We start from the raw sequence: 20,122 nt of genomic DNA, 5'->3' as shown, positions 1-20,122 counted from the left end.
CCTATACTTGGCGACGCTTTCATCCTGTCCCCATCTCCACATGCGAGGTAGCGCCGATGTTCAAGGAATACGCCGATTACGATGCCAGCGGCCTGGCCGCCCTGGTGGCAAGCCGGGAAGTTTCTGCCGGCGAGTTGCTGGAAGCAGCGCTGGCGCGCGCCGCCGCGGTCAACCCGGCCATCAACGCCATTTGCATCCCGATGGAAGAAATCGGCCGCCAGCGCGCACAGCAGGAACTGCGTGGACCGTTCGCCGGCGTGCCGTTCCTGATCAAGGATATCGTCCAGGACTATGCCGGCGTGCCAACCACCGGCGGCTGCCGCGCTCTGCGCCAGTATGTGCCGCAGCAGCATGCCGCCATCGTCCAGCGCTTCCTCGATGCCGGCCTGGTCATTTTCGGCAAGACCGCCACCCCTGAATTTGCGCTGAAAGGCGTCACCGAGCCGCTGCTGTGGGGCGCCACCCGCAACCCCTGGGATCTGCAGCGCACGCCCGGCGGTTCGTCGGGCGGCGCTGCCGCCGCGGTAGCTGCCGGCATCGTGCCGGCGGCAGGCGCAGCGGATGGCGGCGGTTCAATCCGGATTCCCGCCGCTTACTGCGGCCTGTTCGGGCTGCGGCCCTCGCGCGGCCGGGTGCCGGCAGGACCGAACCATGCGGAATTCTGGGACGGCGCCTCCAGCGACCATGTGCTGACGCGCAGCGTACGCGATTCGGCGCGCCTGCTGGATGCGATCGGCGGCGCCGACGTCGGCGCGCCCTTTGCCATCACTGCGCCGGAGCTTCCCTATGCCGAGGCAATATTGCGGCCGCCGGGAAAGCTGCGCATTGGCTATAGCACGCAATCGCCGCTAGGTACGCCGGTGCACCAGGAATGCGTGAACGCCGTCATGCAAGCCGCCAAGCTGCTGGCCGACCTGGGGCACGATGTGAAGCCAGCCCAGCCTGAAATCGACGGCCAGGCGCTGGCGCGCAGTTTTGTCACCATGTATTTCGGCCAGACTGCGGCCGGCATCGCCCATATCAAGCAGCTCACCGGCGCCGGCAACAGCGGCTTTGAACTGGAATCGCGCATACTGGCGCTGATCGGCCGCACCATCAGTGCCGGCGATTACGTGCGCGAGCGCGAACGCTGGAATGAGTACGCGCGGGCGTTGGGACGTTTCCACCAGCGCTACGATCTGTACCTGACGCCGACCACCGCGCAGCCGCCCTGCCGCATCGGCGAGCAAGATACGCCGCCCTTGCAGCGCGCCGCAGCCCAGCTGGTGTTGGCGCTGGGTGCGGGCAGCCTGCTGATCAAGAGCGGCATGGTCGAGAGCCTGGTCAAGACCAGCCTGCAAGCGGTGCCATTCACGCAACTGTCCAATCTCACCGGCACGCCCAGCATGTCGGTGCCGTTGCACTGGGCCGCCACCACAGGTTCGGCACAAGCGTTGCCATACGGCGTGCAATTCGTCGCCCGCTTCGGCGACGAAGCCACCCTGCTGCGGCTGGCGGCGCAACTGGAACAGGCGCAACCGTGGCAGCAGCGCCGCCCTTCCATTGGCTAGAGCGCCTGCCAGCCTTCGATCCCGGTAAAGATCGCGGCGCCGATCAGCAGCAGGCCGATCAGGCGGCCGGCAATGGCGCCGCCGCGCGGATTGGCGTCGAACCAGCCGCTGGCTTTGCTGGAAAGCAGCGCCAGGCCGCCATACACCGCGGCCTGGGTCAGCCAGGTAATGATGCCCAGCACCAGCGCCTGGCCCCAGATCGGGCCGGCGCCGATTTTCAGGAATTGTGGAAAAATCGCCAGCATGAACACATAAGCTTTCGGATTCAACAAGCTGGTCATCATGGCCTGGAAGAAGGTCATGGCCGGCGCCCTGGGAGCCAGCTGGCGCGGCGCTGCGGCGACGCGGAAGGCGTTCTCGCTGCGCAGCAGCGACCAGCCGATCCAGGCGATATAGCAGGCGCCGGCCAGCAGCACCAGGTTGAACAGCGCCGGCCACAGTTTCAAGATGACGGCGATGCCCAGCATCGCCATGACGACATGACAGATGCCGCCCGCTATGATTCCGGCCACCGCCGCCAGGCCGGAGCGGCGGCCGCCCACCAGCGCGCTCGCCATCACGAAGGCCATGTCCAGCCCGGGCAAGACGATGACGCCGAATACGATCATGAAATACAGCCAGAGATTGACGGATTGGTTCATTTGGAAAGCTCCTGACGATCTGCGGCTGAAGCCGCTTGAACGGATTGAGTTAATTGTCTTTGAGATTGACTACATATGACCGGAGTCGAAGCTGCGCTATTGCGGCAGCCAACGCAGGCGCGAACGTCGGGTGGGATCAAGGACGACCGTTTCCGGTTCTGCCCTGAGCAAGCCGCCGGCGGCCAAATCCTTGGCGGCACGCTCGGCAAGCGGATTGAATTTACTGTCCAGCTGCTGGTTATCTTTGACCAGGCCCAGCCACACCAGATAGGGTCCGTCAGTCCTGACCGGCAGCTGTGGGAAATTATTGCTGGCGTCCAGCGTCACCAGCACGCCGGCCTGGCGCATGCCAGCTTCCCGGTAGCCGGCAAAACTGACGGCGGCCTGCTGCGCAAAGCGCTCCACGCTGCCTGGCGTGAGTGCGAAGATCTGCGCAACAACGACACCGCCGGCTCCCTGCAACTCCTTGACCGGATCGACGGCCGGCAGCACAGCCACACCGCTGTCCGCATCCAGCGGACGCAACAGCAGCACATTGTCGCTATCGACCATCAAATCGTTCAAGGTAGCCTTGTGCTCTTTCCACACTGCCCCGTAGTAAAACGCTGCATTGACGACCGCCCTGGCATCCATGTCCTTGAAGCCGCGCAGCCAGGTAAAGGTGTCCGTATTCTTGCGTTCAAAAAACTGGCCGAAGGCAATCGCTCCCAGCTGCTGGAAAGCTTCCGGAAAATAGCTTTCAAAATAAGCGGCGAAATCCGCCCGGCGGCCTGGCTTGATCTGATAGCGGCGCAACTCGATTACCTGGAATGCGTTGGAATGGCTGATGTTTTTCATGGCGATGGTTTCAGTGCTTGTTGATATGGGCGCCGATGGCGCGCTGTGGATTGCCAGACCAAGGATTAATCCGACGATAAGTCTTCGCATGCTGTTCCTCCGGCGGGATGGGTTTTTGTTGCTGAAATCGAAGATAAATTGAATTTAGGACAGAATTAGCCCTATATTTAAATTATCCTTGCTTCATGTACCACCCAACCACAAGAGTGCTGGCAGTGCTGGAACTGCTGCAAACCCATGGCCGCATGAGCGGGGCCGAGATGGCTGCGCGCCTGGAGATCGACGGCCGCACCTTGCGCCGCTATGTCGTGACGCTGGAGGAAATGGGGATTCCGATCACTACCGAGCGCGGCCGCCACGGCGGCTATGCGCTGATGGCCGGCTTCAAGCTGCCGCCCATGATGTTTACCGATGACGAAGCGCTGGCATTGGCCATCGGTTTGCTGGCGGCGCGCGGCATGGGGTTGGCCGAGGCGGCGCCGGCGGTGGCCAGCGCTCAGGCCAAGCTGGAGCGGATCATGCCGGCCAACCTGAAACGGCGCGTCAGCGCCATCGATGAAACGGTCAGGCTCGATCTGTCGCAAGCGACCTCACCTACCGACAATGCCGCCCTGGTGATTCTCAGCGCCGCTGCGCAAAACCGCCAGCGAGTGCATCTGCATTACCGCAGCGCCCAGGGCGACGATAGCCAACGCGACTTCGATCCTTACGGCCTGGCGTATCGCGGCGGGCGCTGGTATGTGGTTGGCATGTGCCATCTGCGCAAGGACGTGCGTTCATTCCGGCTGGACCGGGTGGGACAGGTGCAGCTGTTGGCGCAGCAATTTGAACGGCCGGCGGCCTTCGACGCCCTGACTCATTTGTCATTTTCGGTCGCCACCATTCCGCGCGCCTTTGCGATCGAAGTGCTGCTCAAGACGGATCTGCTTTCGGCGCGTGAACATCTGTTCGACGCCATCGGCATTTTTGAGCAGACCGAGGATGGCGTATTGCTGCACAACCAGTCAGACGATCTCGACTGGTTTGCGCGGCAGCTGGCGCGCCTGCCGTTTGCGTTTGAAATCCATCAACCACCGGCGTTGCGCGACGCCGTCAGGCTTTGTGCACAGAGATTATTAGCTCTGGTAAAAAAATAACACCGGATCGCGTCCACGCCTGCGAACAATGACAGTATTCCCGTACAACACGGTACGGTAGACTGATCGTTATAGCGATTCACTGCTTTACGTTTCTCCACAGAACAACAAGGATGAGGAAAAAACCGCGTTTGAAGCCTTAAAACACCGCTGTTACACGAGTTTGGGGGCATCTACGTGATATCCTGAGCGTTCTAAAACACACCGCATTTGTTGTCAATGAATACACCTGTTGCTGCTGCTACACCCAACCCTGTTCAAACCGCCCGCGTCCTGCTCAAGGAACTCCAGGAAAAATACGCAGTATTTCGCGATTACCTGCCGTTAGCGATCGGCATCGACAAGCAACTCATCGCTCTGTCGCCGGACACAAACCGCAAGACCTTGCGCATCGCCCTCGGCATGCACACCAACTCGCTGCGCTATCTCAAGGGCATGGAGAAGGCGACGCACCGCTTCGATCTCGAAGGCAATAGCACGGACGAAGTCACCGAGGTACATCGCACCCACGCTACCGAAACCCTGCGCGAACGTTTCAAGAAAAATGCTGAACAGCGCAAGCTGCAGCGCGCCGCCGAAGCAGCGCAGCAGGCTGCCGAAAAAGCAGCCGCACAGCATGCGGAAAAGCTCAATCAGCTGACTGCAAAATTCTCCCGCAACCGCTGATCTGGCGGTGTCCGGCCGCACTGGCTTAGGCAAGCCTGTCCGGCCGGTGGCGCGATTTACCTGGCCAGGCCGGCCAGCTCAAACGATGATAACGGTAACAGGCTGACACGCTACGCTTGTCGCTTTTACGCTCCAAAGAAAAATGCAGCGCAGGTTTATTTATGCGTCAGCTGCCAAATCCAGTTGCAATCCGTATCTGCTTTTTCCTCGCCTGAAACGCGGCGCCTGGAGGGCATCGCTGCGCTCAGCAACGCGTTGTAGGCCGTCTTGTTATATTTATTGACGCGCCTTTGCGCAGCGCGCTGGGTGTAGCCGTCGCCAAAGGCGACGATCGCGTTCAGCATTTCCTGCAGTTCACCTTCTTCGCTCACCCTGTGCGCTATCTGGCGCCAGACGTCGGCCTGGTTCCAGCGCATGAAGCGCACATAGGAAGTCTGCCAGCGGCCGAATGCGGGCGGCAGGGCCGACCACTTGGCCCTCCTGCTGACGACCCACAGCACCGCGCACAGGAAAAGACGGTTGTCGCGGCCGCTAGCGCCCGGATCGTTATCTCCGCCCAGCAGCAGAGGTTGCAGTTTTCGCCAATGCTCGTCTCGGAGTTCCATTTCGTGTGTTTCGTCCATTTCGTACTCTGATGGTGGCTATCAAAATTGACCATTCCATTCTTGATCATTTCTGACAAAAAATGCATAAGGGATTGCTGAAATGGGCGGGCGCAACGAAGCATTCCGCAGTAGGGACTGGCGCCTGCAAGCGGCCGGGCTATTTGATCAGCTTTAGTATTTCGCGGAACTTGGGATGTTCACTGCTGCGCATCCATTCAAACATCAGCATCTCGCTGGTGACTATCTCGACGCCGGCGGCACGGGCGCGTTCGATGGCCGCGGCCTTGTCGCCGGCCTGGCGCGAGCCGACGGCGTCGCTCACCAGCTTGACCCGGTGCCGGCGATGCAACAGGCCGAGCACGGTCTGCAAGACACAAACGTGGGCTTCGCAGCCCAGCACCACCAATTGGTCACGCCCATTGTCTATTGCGGTAATGAATTCCGGCTGAGCGCAGGCATCGAAGTTGGATTTTTCTACAGTCTGGTCCAGCAGAGCATCCATGGCAGCGACCGTACGCCCCAGGCGCAAGGGCTGCTGCGCCGTGCCGATCACCGGAATCGCCAACAGGCGGGCAGCTTGCGCCAGCAGCATGGCGCGCCGCAGTACTTGTGCACTGTCGCCAATCACCGGCATCAGCTTTTCCTGCAGATCGACGATCAGCAGCGTGGAACGAGAGGCGTCACTGAGATAGGGCATAGACGGGCTGACCGATGGATTCATGCATAAACTGTTTTATACCACGCCGCGCGCAATCGCGATTCGGTCCCATCTGGTTTCAGACCCGCTCCAGCACCAGCGCAATCCCCTGGCCGACACCTATGCACATGGTGCACAGTGCATAACGTCCTCCGGTACGCTGCAGCTGGTTGACGGCAGTCGTCGCCAGCCGGGCGCCGGAAGCGCCGAGCGGATGGCCCAGCGCAATCGCTCCGCCATTCGGATTGACGCGCGGATCGTCGTCGCCCAAGCCTAGCTGTCGCAGCACCGCCAGTCCCTGCGCCGCAAATGCTTCGTTCAATTCGATGACGTCGAACTGCTCCAGCTTGAGGCCGCTCAGCGCCAATACTTTCTGCGTGGCAGGAACCGGGCCGATGCCCATGATGCGCGGCGCCACGCCGGCGGTCGCCATGGCGACTATCCTGACGCGTGGCGTCAGGCCGTAGCGGGCGGCATTGGCTTCATCGGCCAGCAGCAGGGCGCAGGCGCCGTCGTTGAGGCCCGAGGCATTGCCGGCGGTGACGCTGCCCTCTGGCTTGACCACCGGCTTCAGCCTGGCCAGCGCTTCCAGGCTGGTGGCGCGCGGATGCTCGTCCTTGCTGACGACGATCGCCTCGCCTTTTTTCTGAGGAATCGTCACTGCCGTGATTTCATTTTCAAAAAAACCGGCGTCTTGCGCGGCCACGGTTTTCATCTGGCTGGCGAGTGCCATGCGATCCTGATCGACACGGCTGATGCCGAACTGCGCGGCGACATTTTCCGCAGTCTCCGGCATCGTATCGACGCCGTATTGCTGCTTCATCAGCGCATTGATAAAGCGCCAGCCGAGCGTCGTGTCTTCCAGTCTGGCGCCACGCGCAAACGCCGTATCGGCCTTGCCCATCACGAACGGCGCGCGGCTCATGCTTTCGACGCCGCCGGCGATCAGCAAGCCGGCTTCGCCGCTCTTGATGGCACGCGCCGCGGTGCCTAGCGCGTCCAGTCCGGAGCCGCACAAACGATTCAGGGTTGCCCCCGGCACTTCCTGCGGCAGGCCGGCCAGCAAGGCCGACATGCGGGCGACGTTGCGGTTATCTTCGCCAGCCTGGTTGGCGCAGCCGTAGATGACGTCCGCCACCGCCTGCCAGTCGACTTGCGGATTGCGCGCCATCAGCGCGCGGATGGGGATGGCGCCGAGATCGTCGGCGCGCACGCCGGACAGCGCACCGGCATAGCGGCCGAAGGGTGTGCGCTGGGCATCGCAGATAAAAGCTTGGGACATGGGTTCTCCTGGATCAGTAGATTGCGCGCGGACGCTTCAGCAAGCGTTAATGAGAGGCACCGCGGTCAGTTTCTGCAATTCGCCGAACGACAAGCCGTCCACCATGGCGGTCACCCTGGCGCCGTCCGCTGCCAGGTCGATCACCGCCAGATCGGTATAGATGCGGCTGACGCAGCCTATCCCGGTGAGCGGATAAGTGCATTCTGGCACCAGCTTGCTCTCCCCTGCTTTGGTGAGATGCTCCATCATCACATAGGTTTTCTTGGCGCCTATGGCCAGGTCCATGGCGCCGCCGACGGCGGGAATCGCATCCGCGGAGCCGGTATGCCAGTTGGCCAGGTCGCCGCCGGCCGAGACCTGAAATGCACCCAGCACGCAAACATCCAGATGGCCGCCGCGCATCATGGCGAAACTGTCGGCATGGTGGAAATAGCAACCGCCCGGCAACAGCGTCACCGGCTGCTTGCCGGCGTTGATCAGGTCATAGTCTTCCTCGCCCTCGGCGGGCGCCGGCCCCATGCCGATCACGCCGTTCTCGCTGTGCAGGATGACCTCGCGATCGCGCGGCAGCTGGTTCGCCACCAGCGTCGGCAAGCCGATGCCGAGGTTGACCACGGCGCCGTCTGGGATATCCTGCGCCACCCGCGCCGCCATCTGTTCTCTACTCCATTTATTCATGCCATTCACTCCTATGCTTGCTTAAAGCCGGCCGGGCCGGTGGCGCTGCGCGGCACTTGCACCACGCGCTGCACATATAATCCCGGCGTGACGACGCTCTCGGGATCGAGGCTGCCGAGCGCGACGATTTCATGCACCGACGCGATCGTAGTTTTGGCGGCGCTGGCCATGATGGGACCGAAATTACGTGCGGTCTTGCGATAGGTCAGGTTGCCCCAGCGGTCGCCGCATTCAGCTTTGATCAAGGCGAAATCGGCATGGATGGGATGTTCCAGTACATACATCCGGCCATCGATTGCGCGGGTTTCCTTGCCTTTGGCCAGCTCCGTGCCGTAGCCGGTGGGTGTAAAGAAAGCGCCGATGCCGGCGCCGGCGGCGCGGATCCGTTCTGCCAGATTGCCTTGCGGGACCAGCTCCAGTTCCAGCTCGCCGGCGCGGTAGAGGCCGTCGAACACCTGTGAATCGGCCTGGCGCGGGAAGGAGCAGATGATCTTGCGCACCCGCCGGGCCTTGAGCAGCGCAGCCAGGCCGGTTTCGCCGTTGCCGGCATTGTTGTTGACGATCACCAGCTCGCGCGCGCCCTGCGCTATCAGGGCGTCGATCAGTTCCGCCGGTTGGCCGGCGCCGCCAAAGCCGCCGATCATTACCGTGGCGCCGTCATGGATATTGGCGAGCGCTTGCTCGAGCGAAGGGAAAATTTTGTTGATCATGGCTCTTTACGAACATTTCAATTGAAAATCACAATAAAGTTCTTATAATGAACAAATATTCGCATAAAGAACTTATTTGAAAAGAATAATCAGCTAACAGGCCAATGTCAATCGCTGTGTTTTTCCTTGCGCCTGCATTGAATGAAAGTATCCCCATGTCAAATGCTCCAGATGGTTTCGATCCCAAGCCCGGCGACAGCTATGTGCAGTCGTTCGCGCGCGGACTTGCGGTGCTGCGCAGCTTCGGCGCCCACGCACCGGCACAGACGCTGACCGAAGTCGCTGCCGCGGCCGAGCTGACCCGCGCCGGCGCGCGCCGCATCCTGCTGACCTTGCTGCACCTGGGCTATGTCGACATGGACGGACGCCTGTTCCGTCTCACGCCCAAGGTGCTGGAGCTCGGCTTCGCCTACCTGTCGTCGCTGCCGATCTGGAGCCAGGCCCAGCCGGTAATGGAAGAGCTGGTGCAAAGCCTGCGGCAATCCTGTTCCGCCGCAGTGCTGGACGGCGACGAGATCGTGTATGTGCTGCGGGTGCCGGCGCACAAGATCATGTCGATCAATCTCGGCGTCGGCAGCCGCCTGCCGGCCTACGCGACCTCGCTGGGACGGGTGCTTCTGGCCGGGCTGCCGGACGAGGTTGTCGGGCAACGGCTGGCGACGGCAACACTGCCTGCGCATACAGCCAATACGGTGACCGATCCGCAGCGCCTGCAGCAGATCATCCAGCAGGTGCGGCTGCAGGGCTGGTGCCTGGTCAACGAGGAACTGGAGCCAGGGCTGGTATCGCTGGCGGCGCCGATTTTCGACCGCAACGGCCGCGTGGTAGCGGCAATCAACATCAGCGGCCAGGTTAACAATCCAACCCCGGCGCACTTGCTGGAACATTGTCTGCCGATGCTGCTGGCGGCTGCGGCACGGATCAATCTGCTGGTGCGGGCGCAAAAATAGCGTTGCCGGACTCAGCTGAGTAATTTAGCTGTGTGCTTCAGTTGAATTCAACTCAGTGACGGGCAGCCTTGGTTTGCCTGGGCAGCTCGCCGAAACGCTGCCGGTAATACGCCGAGAAACGGCCCAAATGGGCGAAGCCGAATTCAAAGGCGGTGTCGGTGATGTTCGCATGCGCTTGCACCAGCAGGCGCTGGCGCGCCGCATCCAGGCGGGTGTTGCGCAGCAGGTCCATGGGCGCGACGCCGTGATGCTGGTGACATAAAGCATTCAGCCCACGCACGCTGACTCCGGCAGCGCGCGCCAGGTCGGCCAGCGTCAGCGGCGCGCACAAGCGTTCGTGGATATATTTTTCCAACGCCTCCAGGCGGTTGAATTTAGAGGAGCTGCATGCTGTCGCCGCGGTTTCCGGTTCCGCGCCCGCAAGCGTCGCCGGCAGCTGCGACCAGAGAAACTGGGCGGCGCCGCGTTCGAAATGATCGATCCATAAGGCGTGATTGCCGCCGGTTTCGGACAGCTCGAGCACCCCGAGCAAGGATTGCATCAAGTATTCCCAGTGCGTCGCCAGTTGCGGCTGCAGCAACAGCAGCGACGGCATGGCGATATTGCTGCCGTGGCACGCGCCGATCTCCCCAAATAGAGCGTGCGGCACTTTCAAGATCAATTGTTCCGAACCGGCCTGCCACCACAGCCGCACATTCCGCTTCGGTGCGATGATCGCGGTACGCCCCTGGGGAATCCGTACTTTTTGTCCGTCAGCCTCGATTTCCGCAACGCCGCTCAAGGTCATGTGGACCAGCACGAAACCTTCAAACAGCTTCGGCCTGACCACTACCTCGGCGCCGTATTTCAGCATGAACACCTGCAACTGCCGGATGGTGGCCTTGAACAGGACAGTATCGACAGCATCCCCTTTCCAGTACAGGTCATGCGCGGACAGCTCACGCGCTACCTGGGCATGGCAATCGACCTTCTCGCTGGACTGAAATACGCGGCGCCGGTATAAGGGCGCCAGGCTTGCTGACTGGCTATGCATAGCAACCTCGCATCGATATGCCTACATTGGCATTAAGGGCCCGTTAGGAAATAAGTTGGGCATTTGGGCGGCCGTAGCTGGATGCAATGCAAGGCGCACGAGAGTGCGAGCACTGCAAGCGGCGGGCAACGCAGCAGCGCGCCAGCTACGGCCAGCACAAGTGTTCAACTTATTTTCTAACGGGGGCCTTAAGCATAGTAAGCCTTGTCATGGAAAACGTACAATATCGTTTCTGCATCGAAGTATGCACGGGAGGTATGGTGGAACTTCGTCATCTTAAATATTTCAACGCGGTCGCCAGCGAGCTGAACTTCAGCCGTGCCGCTGAGTTGTTGCATATTGCGCAACCGCCGCTGAGCCGGCAAATCCGCCAGCTGGAGGAAATGCTCGGGGTCGAACTGATCAGTCGCGATTCGCGGCCGATCGCACTGACCAAGGCGGGCAAGTTCTTTTACGAACAGACCGTGCAAGTGCTCTCGCGCATAGACGAAATCCAGGAAGCCACCCGACGCATCGCCGGCGGCCAGCAAGACTGGTTCAGCATCGGCTTCGTGCCGTCCACCCTGTATGGCGTGCTGCCGGAGCTGATCAAGCGCTTTCGCCAGGACAATGCTGGGGTCGAAGTCGGTTTCTCGGAGCTGATCACCATGGAACAGGCCGAGGCGCTGAAATCGGGACGCATCGATGTCGGCTTCGGCCGCTTGCATATCGACGATCCCGACATAGTCTGCCAGACCATCATCGAAGAACCGCTGGTGGCGGTGTTCCCGGTCGGCCATGCTTTGCTGAAAAAATCGAAAGTCACGCTGGCCCAGTTGGCTGCTGAAGATTTCATCCTGTATCCGGCCAAACCGCGACCCAGTTATGCCGACCAGGTGCTGAAAATATTTGCCGAGAAAGGCTTGCAGCCACTCATCGTCAAGGAAGCCAATGAAATGCAGACCGCCATCGGACTGGTGGCGGCCGGCGTTGGCGTGGCGCTGGTGCCGCAATCGGTCCAAGGCCTGCACCGCACCGACGTGGCTTATCGACCGCTCTCGAACAAGGGCGTGTTTTCACCGGTGATCATGAACTTCCGCGCCAACGATCATTCGCCGGGCCTGCGGAATTTTCGGGCGCTGGTGGCACGCGTGGTACCGCCGCTGGCAGCCGCCCCGGCAGACTGAACGAGATGCTCAGGCCAGGAACTGCAGCAACAGTTTATTGAAGTCCGCGCTCGCTTCGATATTCGACAGATGCGAAGCATTCAGCTCCGCATATTGCGCGCCGCCGATGGCGTCTTGCATGAAGCGGGCATCGGTAGTCGTCGTCACCGGATCGTGCACGCCGGCGATCAGCAAGGTCTGGGTCTTGATTGCTGCAATCTCGCTGCGCAGGTCGGCATCGGCCAGCGCCAGGCAGCAAGCGGCGTAACCCGCGGGACTGCAGGTGCGCAAACTCGCAACGTATTGCTGCACCAGGCCCGGCGCATGCGCGATGAAAGCGGGCGTAAACCAGCGGCCGGCGGCGCCGTCAGCCACCGCTGCCATGCCGCTGTCCCGCACCAGCTGTGCGCGGGCGCGCCAGCCGTCGGCCGTGCCGATGCGGGCGGCGCTATCTGCGATCACCAGTTTTTGCAAGCGGGCGCCGGCATGGATCGCCAGCCACAAGCCGGTCAGGCCACCCATCGATATGCCGCAAAAATGAAATTTGTCTATTTTCAGTGCATCGAGCAGATGCAGCACGTCCTGTCCCAGCATTTGCAGCGTGTACGGCGCCGGCGAGGCCAGCGAACGGCCATGGCCTCTGGTGTCGTAACGCAAGATGCGGTAGCGCTGCCGCAGAATTTCCATCTGGTTATCCCACATCGCCATTGTGGTTCCTAGTGAATTCGACAGCACCAGGATTGGCGCGGCCGGCGGTCCATCCAGCGAATAAAAAAAATCTTCTCCGGCCAGCGTCAGTATCGGCATAAATCGTCTTCTTTAAATATTGAAAAAAGATGGCGGCCGCTCTCAGCGGCCGCCAAGCTCATTCCCGGGCCGGCGCTGTCACGCACTGGCGCGCGGCCGGGCAATGTCAGCATGCGGCAATGCCTGCTGCTCCGCATGCAGGGTGAAATTGAAATCGATCGAAGCAAACGGCGCCTGCACCTGATGCGCATCCAGTGCTGCCGGATCGGTGATGCGGACCAGCTTCGGCACCAGGCCCTCGCGGGTAGCGAAGGCGAAGTCATCCCACAGGTAGGGATCGCCGTCGATATTGATTTGCGTGGTCAGCTTGCGGTGGCCAGGTGCGGAAACAAAGAAATGGATATGCGCCGGCCGCGTTCCGTGGCGTCCCAGCTGCTTCAGTATTTTCTCCGTAGCGCCGCCGGGCGGCACGCTATAACCGATCGGCATGACGCTGCGGAAGCGGTAGCGCCCCTGGGCATCGGTGCGTATGCTGCGACGCAGATTGAAATCTCTCTGGCTCTTGTCGAAATAGGAATACTGGCCCAGGTGATTTGCATGCCACACCTCCACCAGCGCGCCAGCCAGCGGCTTGCCATTGTCTGCCAATACCTGACCTTGCATGAACAACACTTCACCCGGTTCGCCATCGTGATCGAGCCTGGCTTCGCCCAGCGTCTCCGGCGCACCTGCCACATACAAGGGGCCTTCGATGGTGCGCGGCGTTCCGCCGACGACGCCGGCGCGGGCTTCCGCTTCATCCATGCGCAGGTCGAGAAAATGCTCAAAGCCGAGGCCGGCGGCAATCAGGCCGTACTCGTTGGACTGGCCGGCTTCGGTCAGGTAATTGACGGCAGCCCAGAATTCTTCCGGCTGCACGTTCAATTCCTCGATCGTATAGAACAGATCCTGCACGATGCGGTTCACGATCGCCTTGGTGCGCGGGTTGCCGGCGGCGCTTTCGGCGCCTTTGATTTTTTTCAGTACGGCGTCGATGGTTTTCTTGTCCATGGGGTCTCCTCGATGGCTTGGGTTAATCGTTCAGCGGTCGTCTGCGTGGATCGCCGATGGATGCCAGCACAGCGCTTCCACTTCTATCTGCATGTAGGGAAACAGCGGCAAGGAGGTCAGCAAGTCATGCAGCTCGGTCGAACTGTCGACATCGAAGATGCTGATGTTGGCATACTGGCCGACTACCCGCCACAAATGCCGCCACTTGCCTGAACGCTGCAGTTCCTGCGCCAGCTCGCGTTCTGTTTTTTTCAACTCGTCCGCTGTCGATTTGGGCATATCCGGCGGTAGCTTAACTGTCATCCTGACCTTGAATAGCATATCTTCTCCTGTGATCAATTCATTGCATGGTGAATACTGCGGCGGCTTTCTTGTCGCGCCGCAAAAAATCCAGGCGCTCTTCATCCAGCGCAATGCCAAGGCCTGGCGCCGCCGGCAATTGCAGGCAGAAATCCTGGTAGACCAGCGGCGCCTGCAAAATTTCTTCGGTCAGCAGCAAAGGGCCGAACAGTTCGGTGCCCCACGCCAGCGCCTGGAAACCGGCGAACAGCTGGGCCGAGGCCATGGTGCCAATGGCGCCTTCCAGCATGGTGCCGCCGTACAGATCGATATGCGCCGCTGTAGCGATCGCTGCTACCTGCTGCGCGCCGGTGAGTCCGCCAGATTGGGTGATCTTGACCGCAAAGACGTCGACCGCATGCAGCCGCGCCAGCGCCATCGCGTCCAGCGGACCGTGCAAGGCTTCGTCCGCCATCAAAGGGAGTTTGTTTTTTGCACGCAGCTGCCGCAGCCCTTCATGATTCCTGGCCGCGATCGGCTGTTCCACCAGGTCGACGCCGGCATCGTGCAACAGTGCCATGCCCAGCACTGCATCGGTTTCGCTCCAGGCTTGATTAACGTCGACGCGGACGCTGGCGCGCTCTCCGAGCGCGCGCTTGATGGCTGCCACATGGGCGACGTCTTCACGCACCGGGCGCAAGCCGATCTTCAGCTTGAAAATATTGTGGCGACGCAGATCCAGCATCTTTTCCGCTTCCGCTATATCCCTTACGGTATCGCCACTGGCGAGCGTCCAGGCGACCGGCAGCGAGTCGCGGACGCGGCCGCCGAACAGTGCACTGAGCGGCACGCCCAGCCGTTGTGCCTGAGCGTCGCATAGCGCCGTTTCAAGCGCACATTTGGCGAAACGGTTGCCCTGCACGTTTTTCGCCACCAGCGCCATCAGCAAGGCGATCTGGCTGGCGTCGCGGCCGAGCAGCAAAGGAGCGATATAGGTATCGATATTGATCTTGATGCTTTCCGGACTCTCGCCGCCGTAGGCCAGGCCGCCGATGGTGGTTGCCTCGCCCCAGCCGACGATGCCGTCGCTGCTGAACAGCCGCAGCAGCACCAGGGTCTGGTGATGCATGGTGGCGACCGACAGGCGGTGCGGCCTGATGGTCGGCACGTCAAGCAGCAGGACTTCCATTTTTTCGATTACGGCATCCATCTTCGGCATCTCAAGTTGTTTGCCGTATCTTATGGAGCCGGCACAGCGCCTGTCCAAGACTGTTTTTGGCAGACACCATACCTTTGCGGTATATCGCATGCCAAAACGGCGGTGTCGCAATGACAAGCCGTCGCCGAGCTTTGCAAGAAACGGATAGCGCACAGCGTTAATCGTGCAAGCAGCGGATATTTTCCGGTCCGCCATTTGCCTACCATGGCTTCATGCACGGAGAGGCCGGTGAGGCCGCCATCGCCGTCGCCCCTTGAAAATACGGAAGGAAAATCCTGATGAATGAGACAACTGCGCAATCCGGCTACCTGCCGCTGGTGCATTTTCCGCGTAGGGACGGTTCACGCACTCCTTACAAGGTATTCCATTCGCAAGAAGTCTACGAGCTGGAACAGGAACGGATTTTCCGCGGGCCGGTCTGGAGCTTCCTCGCGCTCGAAGCCGAGATTCCCAATAACGGCGACTTCAAGAGCACTTTTGTCGGCGACACGCCGGTGGTAGTCACCCGCACCGAAGACGGCAGCCTGGCGGCCTGGGTCAACAAGTGCGCGCACCGCGGCGCCATGGTGTGCCGCACGCCGCGCGGCAACGCCAGCTCGCATAGCTGCGCTTACCATCAATGGAGTTTCGACAGCCGCGGCAACCTGCTAGGAGTGCCGTTCCGGCGCGGCCAGAAAGGCATGAGCGGCATGCCCAAGGATTTCGATCCGAAATGCCATGGCTTGCGCCAGCTGCGCGTGGACAGCTATCGCGGCCTGGTGTTCGCCACCTTCAGTGACACCGTAGAGCCGTTGGCGGACTACATCGGCGCCGAAATGCGGCCCTGGCTGGACCGGATTTTCCACAAACCCATCGTCTACCTCGGCTGCACCCGCCAGTATTCAAAGTCCAACTGGAAACTGTACCTGGAAAACGTGAAAGATCCCTATCACGCCAGCCTGCTGCATCTGTTCCACACCACCTTCAATATTTTCCGGGTCGGCATGAAGGCGCGCTCGCTGGCGGACCAGCGGCACGGCTTGCACAGCATCATCACCGCCACCAAGAGTGAAGTGGAAACTGCCGACGCCTACAAGCAGCAGGCGATCCGCTCTTTCGACGAAGGCTTCACGCTGGAAGACGATTCGGTGCTGGGCCAGATCAAGGAATACGAGGAAATGACCACCAATCATATCCAGCCGATCTTTCCGCAACTGGTGGTGCAGCAGATCCACAACACGCTGGTGGCACGCCAGCTGCTGCCTAAAGGACCGGGCAATTTCGAACTGATCTTCCATTTCTTCGGTTATGCCGACGACACCCCGGAGCTGCGCGCCTTGCGTATCAAGCAAGCCAACCTGGTGGGCCCGGCCGGCTACATCTCGATGGAAGACACCGAGGCCACCGAGCTGGTGCAGCGCGGCACGGCACGCGATCCGGACGATTGCTCCGTCATGGAAATGGCGAAAGACAATCCTGACCAGGAAGACACGCTGATCACCGAAGGCCTGATCCGCCGCTTTTGGCTCGGCTACCAAAAACTGATGGGTTTTGCAGAGGCTTAAGGAATGAACAATATGACCGACATGACATTGTGGTTCGAGCTGCACCAGCTGCAAGAAGCGTATGTGCATGCGCTCGACAACGACCGCCTGGAAGAATGGCCGGAATTTTTCACCGACGACTGCCTGTATGAAATCATCCCGCGTGAAAATGCCGATGCCGGCCTGCCGATCGGCATCATCTATTGCGACAGCAAGCGCATGCTGCGCGATCGCGTGTTGTCTTTGCGTCATGCCAACATCTACGAAGCCCATAGTTACCGCCACATGACTTCCGGCCTGATGATCAAGGCCATCGATGCCGATACCGCCGAAACCGAATCCAGCTACGTGGTGATACAAACCCTGCAGGATGGCGTATCGACGGTGTATCAGGCCGGCCGCTATATCGACCGCGTGGTCAGGACCGCAGCCGGCTGGCGCTACGCCAAACGGCGCGTGGTGTACGACACGCTGCGCGTGGCGACCCTGCTGGCAACTCCGATCTGAGGCGGCCATGAGCAATTGGCATGATATCGGCACGGCCGACGATTTCAACGATGGCGAAGCGCTGGCGCTGGTCGCCGGCGGCCAGCCGGTGGCGGTATTCCGGCTGGGTGAGGATTTGTTTGCGCTGCGCGACCTGTGCACTCACGGCAACGCCAGGCTGTCCGACGGCTATATCGAGGATGGCTGCATCGAATGCCCGCTGCACCAAGGCCTGTTCGATATCAAGAGTGGCGCGGCGCGCTGCCTGCCCGTGACCGAAGCGGTACGCAGTTTTCCGGTGCGGGTCGTGGCGGGCCGGGTAGAAATCGAAGTCAGCGATACCCCCACGCTGCCGCACGAAGCCGCCATCCAGCACAGGGACATGACGGTCGAGGCCATCGAAATGGTAGCGTCGGATGTTGCGATCATCCGGCTGCGCGGCGCCGGCGGCGCGCCGCTGGACTATATCGCAGGCCAGTATATCGACGTCCTGCTGGCCGACGGCCAGCGCCGCAGCTACTCGATGGCGACTCCGGCCGGCGCCGCTCTGCTGGAACTGCACGTACGGCACCTGCCTGGCGGCTTGTTCAGCGACCGCGTGTTCGCCAGCCTGCAGCTTGGCGAGCAGTTGCAGATCGAAGGCCCATGCGGCAGCTTCTTCCTGCGCGACGGCAGCCAGCCGGTGATCCTGCTGGCCAGCGGCACCGGCTTTGCGCCCATCAAGGCGCTGCTGGAAGAAGCGATCCGCAGCGGCAGCACGCGCAGCATGTGCCTGTACTGGGGCGGCCGCAAACAGGCCGACTTGTACATGGACGAACTGTGCCGCAACTGGGCCGAAACCCTGCCCTGGTTCCGTTATGTACCGGTATTGTCGGAACCCGAGACCGGCAGCAACTGGCCGGGCCGCAGCAGTTTCGTCCACCTGGCGGTAATGCAGGATTACCCCGACCTGTCGCGGCACCAGGTATATGCCTGCGGCGCACCCGTCGTCGTGGAAGCCGCACGGCGTGATTTTTCTGCCGTTTGCGGCTTGCCATCCACCGATTTCTTTGCCGATGCCTTCCTGTCGAAAGCGGACAGCCGCCCTTGAAAAGGCTATGATCTCCCGACTGTCTGCTGACCCTGATGGATGGAAGATGACCGCACCAAACAAGCGCGGCAGCGCAAAGTACGCTGCCTTTTTCCGCAACCTCAACCTGGGCCGCCCCAATTGTCCCAACCGTACGCAGCTGGAGGCGGCATTCATCGCCGCCGGCGCGGATGACGCTTCCTCTTTCCTCAGCAACGGCACCGTTGTCTTCACCACCGGCAGCAACAGCAAGGCAGTCAAGATTCTCACCTTGGCGCGCCAGGCCTTGCAGGAAGAATGCGGGTTGAAAGAACCGGCCTATGTACGCAGCCTGGCCGCCCTGACTGAATTGGCGGCGCTGGATCCTTTCGCCGCCATCGTCCCGGAACAGGTCTACGAACGTTGCGTCTCTTTCCTGCACGCGGACAGCGTCACCCCCGCAGCGCCCCTGGAATCAAGGCGGCGCGATGTGGAAATACTGCATTTCACGGCAGCGGAGGCTTTGAGCGTGAGCAGGAAAATCGGCAGCAGTCCGGGAAGTCCGAATGCCTTCCTGGAACAGCTGCTCGGCTTGCCGGCCACCACCCGCAGCTGGAGCACGCTGCTGCGCCTGCTGCAGAAACATGGCTGAGCCTGGCAATGATCAATAGGCCACGGTAAAACGCTGGCGCAGATGCTTGGGCTGCTCGATTTCATCGAGCATGGCAATGGCGTAGTCTTCCATCGAAATGTGGCTCTTGCCTTGCTCGTCCGCCATCAGCTGGTTCTGGCCGACGCGGAATTTGCCGGTGCGCTCGCCGGGTGCGAACATCGCTGGCGGCGACATGAACGTCCATTCGATTTCGGTTTCTGCACGCAAGTCTTGCAAAAACTGCGCGCCTGGCACCGCTTCCACCTTGTACTGCTCCGGAAAATCCGGGCTGTCCAGCAAAGTCACGCCAGGCGCCGTTTCCAGGCTGGCCGCGCCACCCACCACCAGCAGGCGCTTGACGCCCCCGCCCTTCACCCCTTGCAATAGGGTCGCCGCGTCCAGCGTACTGAACTTGGCCGAGCTGACCACCACATCCTGGCCGCGGAGCAGTTCTGCCAGTTGCGCAGGCTGGATCGCGTCGCCCTGCAGCAGGGTGACGCCGGCCGGTACTTTACTCTGGTCGGCGCTGCGGGCAATGCCGGTCACGCTGTGGCCGCGACGCGCCGCCTCGGCAGCGATACGGGAGCCGGCGTTGCCGGTGGCGCCAATGATGGCAATCTTCATGATGGTTTCCTTGTGGTTGCGGCCATTCTGGCCATGGTAGTTATTTAAAGTAACCAGTATAATTATTTGAAACTAATGCGCAAGAAGGCACTTTGATGACCAATAGGAACATGCAGGTAACCGCCCTGACCTCGCCCCCGGCTGCGGTACATAGCCGGGGGCGCGGCCGGCCAAGCGCGCGCGAAGACCTGCCCTGCCCAATCCGCGACGTGCTGGACCGTATCGGCGATGCCTGGAGTGTGCTGGTGCTCACTACGCTGGAGCCGGGCCCGCTGCGGTTCAACCAGTTGCGGCGCCAGGTGGAAGATATTTCGCAGCGGATGCTGACGGTGACCTTGCGCCACCTGGAACGCGATGGCCTGGTGTCGCGCACAGTGATCCCGAGCACGCCGCCGCAGGTGGAGTATGCGCTGACCGCAATGGGCCGCTCCTTGTGCCTGCCGCTCAAGGTGCTGGCCGACTGGGCCGGCAGCCATCAGCCGGTGATCCGGGGTGCACGCCGGCTATACGATAGCGGCGCCAGCGAGCAGTAGCGACGTCGGCCCCGCTCTCAATCTGCGCAAA

Annotated in this window: 23 protein-coding genes; 10 read left to right on the top strand and 13 right to left on the bottom strand. The window is 61.3% G+C overall.

Annotation, left to right across the window (positions count from 1 at the left end):
• Nucleotides 1-56 precede the first annotated feature (56 nt).
• Nucleotides 57-1,550 (top strand): amidase, encoded by a 1,494-nt coding sequence (locus tag CPter91_RS00745; protein WP_061935658.1) that lies wholly within the window; start codon nt 57-59, stop codon nt 1,548-1,550.
• Here CPter91_RS00745 and CPter91_RS00740 read toward each other — a convergent pair.
• Nucleotides 1,547-2,191 (bottom strand): LysE family translocator, encoded by a 645-nt coding sequence (locus CPter91_RS00740; RefSeq protein WP_061935655.1) that lies wholly within the window; start codon nt 2,189-2,191, stop codon nt 1,547-1,549. The genes CPter91_RS00745 and CPter91_RS00740 overlap by 4 nt on opposite strands.
• Before the next feature lie 96 nt (nt 2,192-2,287).
• Nucleotides 2,288-3,028, bottom strand: coding sequence for an NIPSNAP family protein (locus CPter91_RS00735; RefSeq protein ID WP_061935652.1), 741 nt, complete (start codon nt 3,026-3,028; stop codon nt 2,288-2,290).
• Between the two features lie 185 nt (nt 3,029-3,213).
• Here CPter91_RS00735 and CPter91_RS00730 point away from each other — a divergent pair, with 185 nt between their 5' ends.
• Both CPter91_RS00730 and CPter91_RS00725 read left to right on the top strand, forming a co-directional pair.
• Complete coding sequence (locus tag CPter91_RS00730) at nt 3,214-4,164, top strand: helix-turn-helix transcriptional regulator (RefSeq protein ID WP_061935649.1); 951 nt, start codon at nt 3,214-3,216, stop codon at nt 4,162-4,164.
• A 219-nt stretch (nt 4,165-4,383) separates the two neighbouring features.
• Nucleotides 4,384-4,830, top strand: coding sequence for a ProQ/FINO family protein (locus tag CPter91_RS00725; RefSeq protein WP_061935646.1), 447 nt, complete (start codon nt 4,384-4,386; stop codon nt 4,828-4,830).
• 155 nt (nt 4,831-4,985) lie between these two features.
• Here the strand turns inward: CPter91_RS00725 and CPter91_RS00720 are convergent, their stop codons facing one another.
• The 5 genes from CPter91_RS00720 to CPter91_RS00700 form a co-directional block, all read right to left on the bottom strand.
• Nucleotides 4,986-5,435, bottom strand: coding sequence for a transposase (locus tag CPter91_RS00720; RefSeq protein WP_205631642.1), 450 nt, complete (start codon nt 5,433-5,435; stop codon nt 4,986-4,988).
• A gap of 157 nt (nt 5,436-5,592) precedes the next feature.
• A complete protein-coding gene (locus tag CPter91_RS00715; protein ID WP_061935640.1) occupies nt 5,593-6,132 on the bottom strand; it encodes an isochorismatase family protein in 540 nt (179 codons plus the stop codon).
• A gap of 79 nt (nt 6,133-6,211) precedes the next feature.
• A complete protein-coding gene (pcaF, locus tag CPter91_RS00710) occupies nt 6,212-7,414 on the bottom strand; it encodes a 3-oxoadipyl-CoA thiolase (protein ID WP_061935637.1) in 1,203 nt (400 codons plus the stop codon).
• A gap of 36 nt (nt 7,415-7,450) precedes the next feature.
• A complete protein-coding gene (locus CPter91_RS00705) occupies nt 7,451-8,092 on the bottom strand; it encodes a 3-oxoacid CoA-transferase subunit B (RefSeq protein ID WP_061945683.1) in 642 nt (213 codons plus the stop codon).
• Nucleotides 8,093-8,103: 11 nt separating this feature from the next.
• Nucleotides 8,104-8,802 carry a 3-oxoacid CoA-transferase subunit A gene (locus CPter91_RS00700; RefSeq protein ID WP_061935635.1) on the bottom strand — a complete coding sequence of 233 codons (699 nt, stop codon included), beginning with the start codon at nt 8,800-8,802 and terminating at the stop codon, nt 8,104-8,106.
• 155 nt (nt 8,803-8,957) lie between these two features.
• Here CPter91_RS00700 and CPter91_RS00695 point away from each other — a divergent pair, with 155 nt between their 5' ends.
• Nucleotides 8,958-9,752 (top strand): IclR family transcriptional regulator domain-containing protein, encoded by a 795-nt coding sequence (locus CPter91_RS00695; RefSeq protein WP_061935632.1) that lies wholly within the window; start codon nt 8,958-8,960, stop codon nt 9,750-9,752.
• Nucleotides 9,753-9,804: 52 nt separating this feature from the next.
• Here the strand turns inward: CPter91_RS00695 and CPter91_RS00690 are convergent, their stop codons facing one another.
• Nucleotides 9,805-10,785, bottom strand: coding sequence for an AraC family transcriptional regulator (locus CPter91_RS00690; protein ID WP_061935629.1), 981 nt, complete (start codon nt 10,783-10,785; stop codon nt 9,805-9,807).
• Between the two features lie 260 nt (nt 10,786-11,045).
• Here CPter91_RS00690 and CPter91_RS00685 point away from each other — a divergent pair, with 260 nt between their 5' ends.
• Nucleotides 11,046-11,951 (top strand): LysR family transcriptional regulator, encoded by a 906-nt coding sequence (locus CPter91_RS00685; RefSeq protein ID WP_061945681.1) that lies wholly within the window; start codon nt 11,046-11,048, stop codon nt 11,949-11,951.
• A gap of 9 nt (nt 11,952-11,960) precedes the next feature.
• On the opposite strand, the gene pcaD is transcribed toward CPter91_RS00685, so the two are convergent.
• The 4 genes from pcaD to CPter91_RS00665 form a co-directional block, all read right to left on the bottom strand.
• Nucleotides 11,961-12,737 (bottom strand): 3-oxoadipate enol-lactonase, encoded by a 777-nt coding sequence (pcaD, locus tag CPter91_RS00680; RefSeq protein ID WP_061935626.1) that lies wholly within the window; start codon nt 12,735-12,737, stop codon nt 11,961-11,963.
• Nucleotides 12,738-12,815: 78 nt separating this feature from the next.
• On the bottom strand, nt 12,816-13,727 hold the full coding sequence (catA, locus tag CPter91_RS00675; RefSeq protein WP_061935622.1) for a catechol 1,2-dioxygenase: 912 nt from the start codon (nt 13,725-13,727) through the stop codon (nt 12,816-12,818).
• A gap of 30 nt (nt 13,728-13,757) precedes the next feature.
• Nucleotides 13,758-14,048, bottom strand: a complete 291-nt coding sequence (gene catC, locus CPter91_RS00670) for a muconolactone Delta-isomerase (protein ID WP_061935619.1) — start codon at nt 14,046-14,048, stop codon at nt 13,758-13,760.
• A gap of 19 nt (nt 14,049-14,067) precedes the next feature.
• Nucleotides 14,068-15,216, bottom strand: coding sequence for a muconate/chloromuconate family cycloisomerase (locus CPter91_RS00665; RefSeq protein ID WP_205631641.1), 1,149 nt, complete (start codon nt 15,214-15,216; stop codon nt 14,068-14,070).
• A 287-nt stretch (nt 15,217-15,503) separates the two neighbouring features.
• Between CPter91_RS00665 and andAc the strand changes: the two genes are divergently transcribed.
• Genes andAc through CPter91_RS00645 form a run of 4 tightly spaced genes read left to right on the top strand, consistent with a single transcriptional unit; the run spans nt 15,504 to nt 18,934 of the window.
• Nucleotides 15,504-16,769: an anthranilate 1,2-dioxygenase large subunit AndAc gene (gene andAc / locus CPter91_RS00660; RefSeq protein WP_061935613.1), complete on the top strand. Its 1,266-nt coding sequence runs from the start codon at nt 15,504-15,506 to the stop codon at nt 16,767-16,769.
• Between the two features lie 12 nt (nt 16,770-16,781).
• The gene (andAd, locus tag CPter91_RS00655) at nt 16,782-17,255 is read left to right on the top strand and encodes an anthranilate 1,2-dioxygenase small subunit AndAd (protein WP_061935610.1); all 474 of its coding nucleotides are present in this window, start codon (nt 16,782-16,784) and stop codon (nt 17,253-17,255) included.
• Nucleotides 17,256-17,262: 7 nt separating this feature from the next.
• Nucleotides 17,263-18,324 carry an anthranilate 1,2-dioxygenase ferredoxin subunit AndAb gene (gene andAb / locus CPter91_RS00650; protein ID WP_061935607.1) on the top strand — a complete coding sequence of 354 codons (1,062 nt, stop codon included), beginning with the start codon at nt 17,263-17,265 and terminating at the stop codon, nt 18,322-18,324.
• A gap of 46 nt (nt 18,325-18,370) precedes the next feature.
• Nucleotides 18,371-18,934 carry a DUF1697 domain-containing protein gene (locus tag CPter91_RS00645; RefSeq protein WP_061935605.1) on the top strand — a complete coding sequence of 188 codons (564 nt, stop codon included), beginning with the start codon at nt 18,371-18,373 and terminating at the stop codon, nt 18,932-18,934.
• A 12-nt stretch (nt 18,935-18,946) separates the two neighbouring features.
• Here the strand turns inward: CPter91_RS00645 and CPter91_RS00640 are convergent, their stop codons facing one another.
• Complete coding sequence (locus CPter91_RS00640; protein WP_061935602.1) at nt 18,947-19,558, bottom strand: NAD(P)-dependent oxidoreductase; 612 nt, start codon at nt 19,556-19,558, stop codon at nt 18,947-18,949.
• Nucleotides 19,559-19,653: 95 nt separating this feature from the next.
• On the opposite strand from CPter91_RS00640, the gene CPter91_RS00635 reads away from it, so the two are divergent.
• Nucleotides 19,654-20,091, top strand: a complete 438-nt coding sequence (locus CPter91_RS00635; RefSeq protein WP_082792497.1) for a winged helix-turn-helix transcriptional regulator — start codon at nt 19,654-19,656, stop codon at nt 20,089-20,091.
• Nucleotides 20,092-20,122: the final 31 nt, after the last annotated feature.

The sequence above is a fragment of the Collimonas pratensis genome (assembly GCF_001584185.1).
Classification (GTDB): Bacteria; Pseudomonadota; Gammaproteobacteria; order Burkholderiales; family Burkholderiaceae_D; genus Collimonas; species Collimonas pratensis.
The sequence above is the reverse complement of the archived record's forward strand: the minus strand, read 5'-3'. Positions and strand labels throughout refer to the sequence as shown.

Coding starts and splice junctions, on each gene's coding strand:
- CPter91_RS00745 (WP_061935658.1), top strand. CDS start 57: ATGTTCAAGGAATACGCCGATTACGATGCCAGCGGCCTGGCCGCCCTG.
- CPter91_RS00740 (WP_061935655.1), bottom strand. CDS start 2,191: ATGAACCAATCCGTCAATCTCTGGCTGTATTTCATGATCGTATTCGGC.
- CPter91_RS00735 (WP_061935652.1), bottom strand. CDS start 3,028: ATGAAAAACATCAGCCATTCCAACGCATTCCAGGTAATCGAGTTGCGC.
- CPter91_RS00730 (WP_061935649.1), top strand. CDS start 3,214: ATGTACCACCCAACCACAAGAGTGCTGGCAGTGCTGGAACTGCTGCAA.
- CPter91_RS00725 (WP_061935646.1), top strand. CDS start 4,384: ATGAATACACCTGTTGCTGCTGCTACACCCAACCCTGTTCAAACCGCC.
- CPter91_RS00720 (WP_205631642.1), bottom strand. CDS start 5,435: ATGGAACTCCGAGACGAGCATTGGCGAAAACTGCAACCTCTGCTGCTG.
- CPter91_RS00715 (WP_061935640.1), bottom strand. CDS start 6,132: ATGCCCTATCTCAGTGACGCCTCTCGTTCCACGCTGCTGATCGTCGAT.
- pcaF (WP_061935637.1), bottom strand. CDS start 7,414: ATGTCCCAAGCTTTTATCTGCGATGCCCAGCGCACACCCTTCGGCCGC.
- CPter91_RS00705 (WP_061945683.1), bottom strand. CDS start 8,092: ATGAATAAATGGAGTAGAGAACAGATGGCGGCGCGGGTGGCGCAGGAT.
- CPter91_RS00700 (WP_061935635.1), bottom strand. CDS start 8,802: ATGATCAACAAAATTTTCCCTTCGCTCGAGCAAGCGCTCGCCAATATC.
- CPter91_RS00695 (WP_061935632.1), top strand. CDS start 8,958: ATGTCAAATGCTCCAGATGGTTTCGATCCCAAGCCCGGCGACAGCTAT.
- CPter91_RS00690 (WP_061935629.1), bottom strand. CDS start 10,785: ATGCATAGCCAGTCAGCAAGCCTGGCGCCCTTATACCGGCGCCGCGTA.
- pcaD (WP_061935626.1), bottom strand. CDS start 12,737: ATGCCGATACTGACGCTGGCCGGAGAAGATTTTTTTTATTCGCTGGAT.
- catA (WP_061935622.1), bottom strand. CDS start 13,727: ATGGACAAGAAAACCATCGACGCCGTACTGAAAAAAATCAAAGGCGCC.
- catC (WP_061935619.1), bottom strand. CDS start 14,048: ATGCTATTCAAGGTCAGGATGACAGTTAAGCTACCGCCGGATATGCCC.
- CPter91_RS00665 (WP_205631641.1), bottom strand. CDS start 15,216: ATGGATGCCGTAATCGAAAAAATGGAAGTCCTGCTGCTTGACGTGCCG.
- andAc (WP_061935613.1), top strand. CDS start 15,504: ATGAATGAGACAACTGCGCAATCCGGCTACCTGCCGCTGGTGCATTTT.
- andAd (WP_061935610.1), top strand. CDS start 16,782: ATGACCGACATGACATTGTGGTTCGAGCTGCACCAGCTGCAAGAAGCG.
- andAb (WP_061935607.1), top strand. CDS start 17,263: ATGAGCAATTGGCATGATATCGGCACGGCCGACGATTTCAACGATGGC.
- CPter91_RS00645 (WP_061935605.1), top strand. CDS start 18,371: ATGACCGCACCAAACAAGCGCGGCAGCGCAAAGTACGCTGCCTTTTTC.
- CPter91_RS00640 (WP_061935602.1), bottom strand. CDS start 19,558: ATGAAGATTGCCATCATTGGCGCCACCGGCAACGCCGGCTCCCGTATC.
- CPter91_RS00635 (WP_082792497.1), top strand. CDS start 19,654: ATGACCAATAGGAACATGCAGGTAACCGCCCTGACCTCGCCCCCGGCT.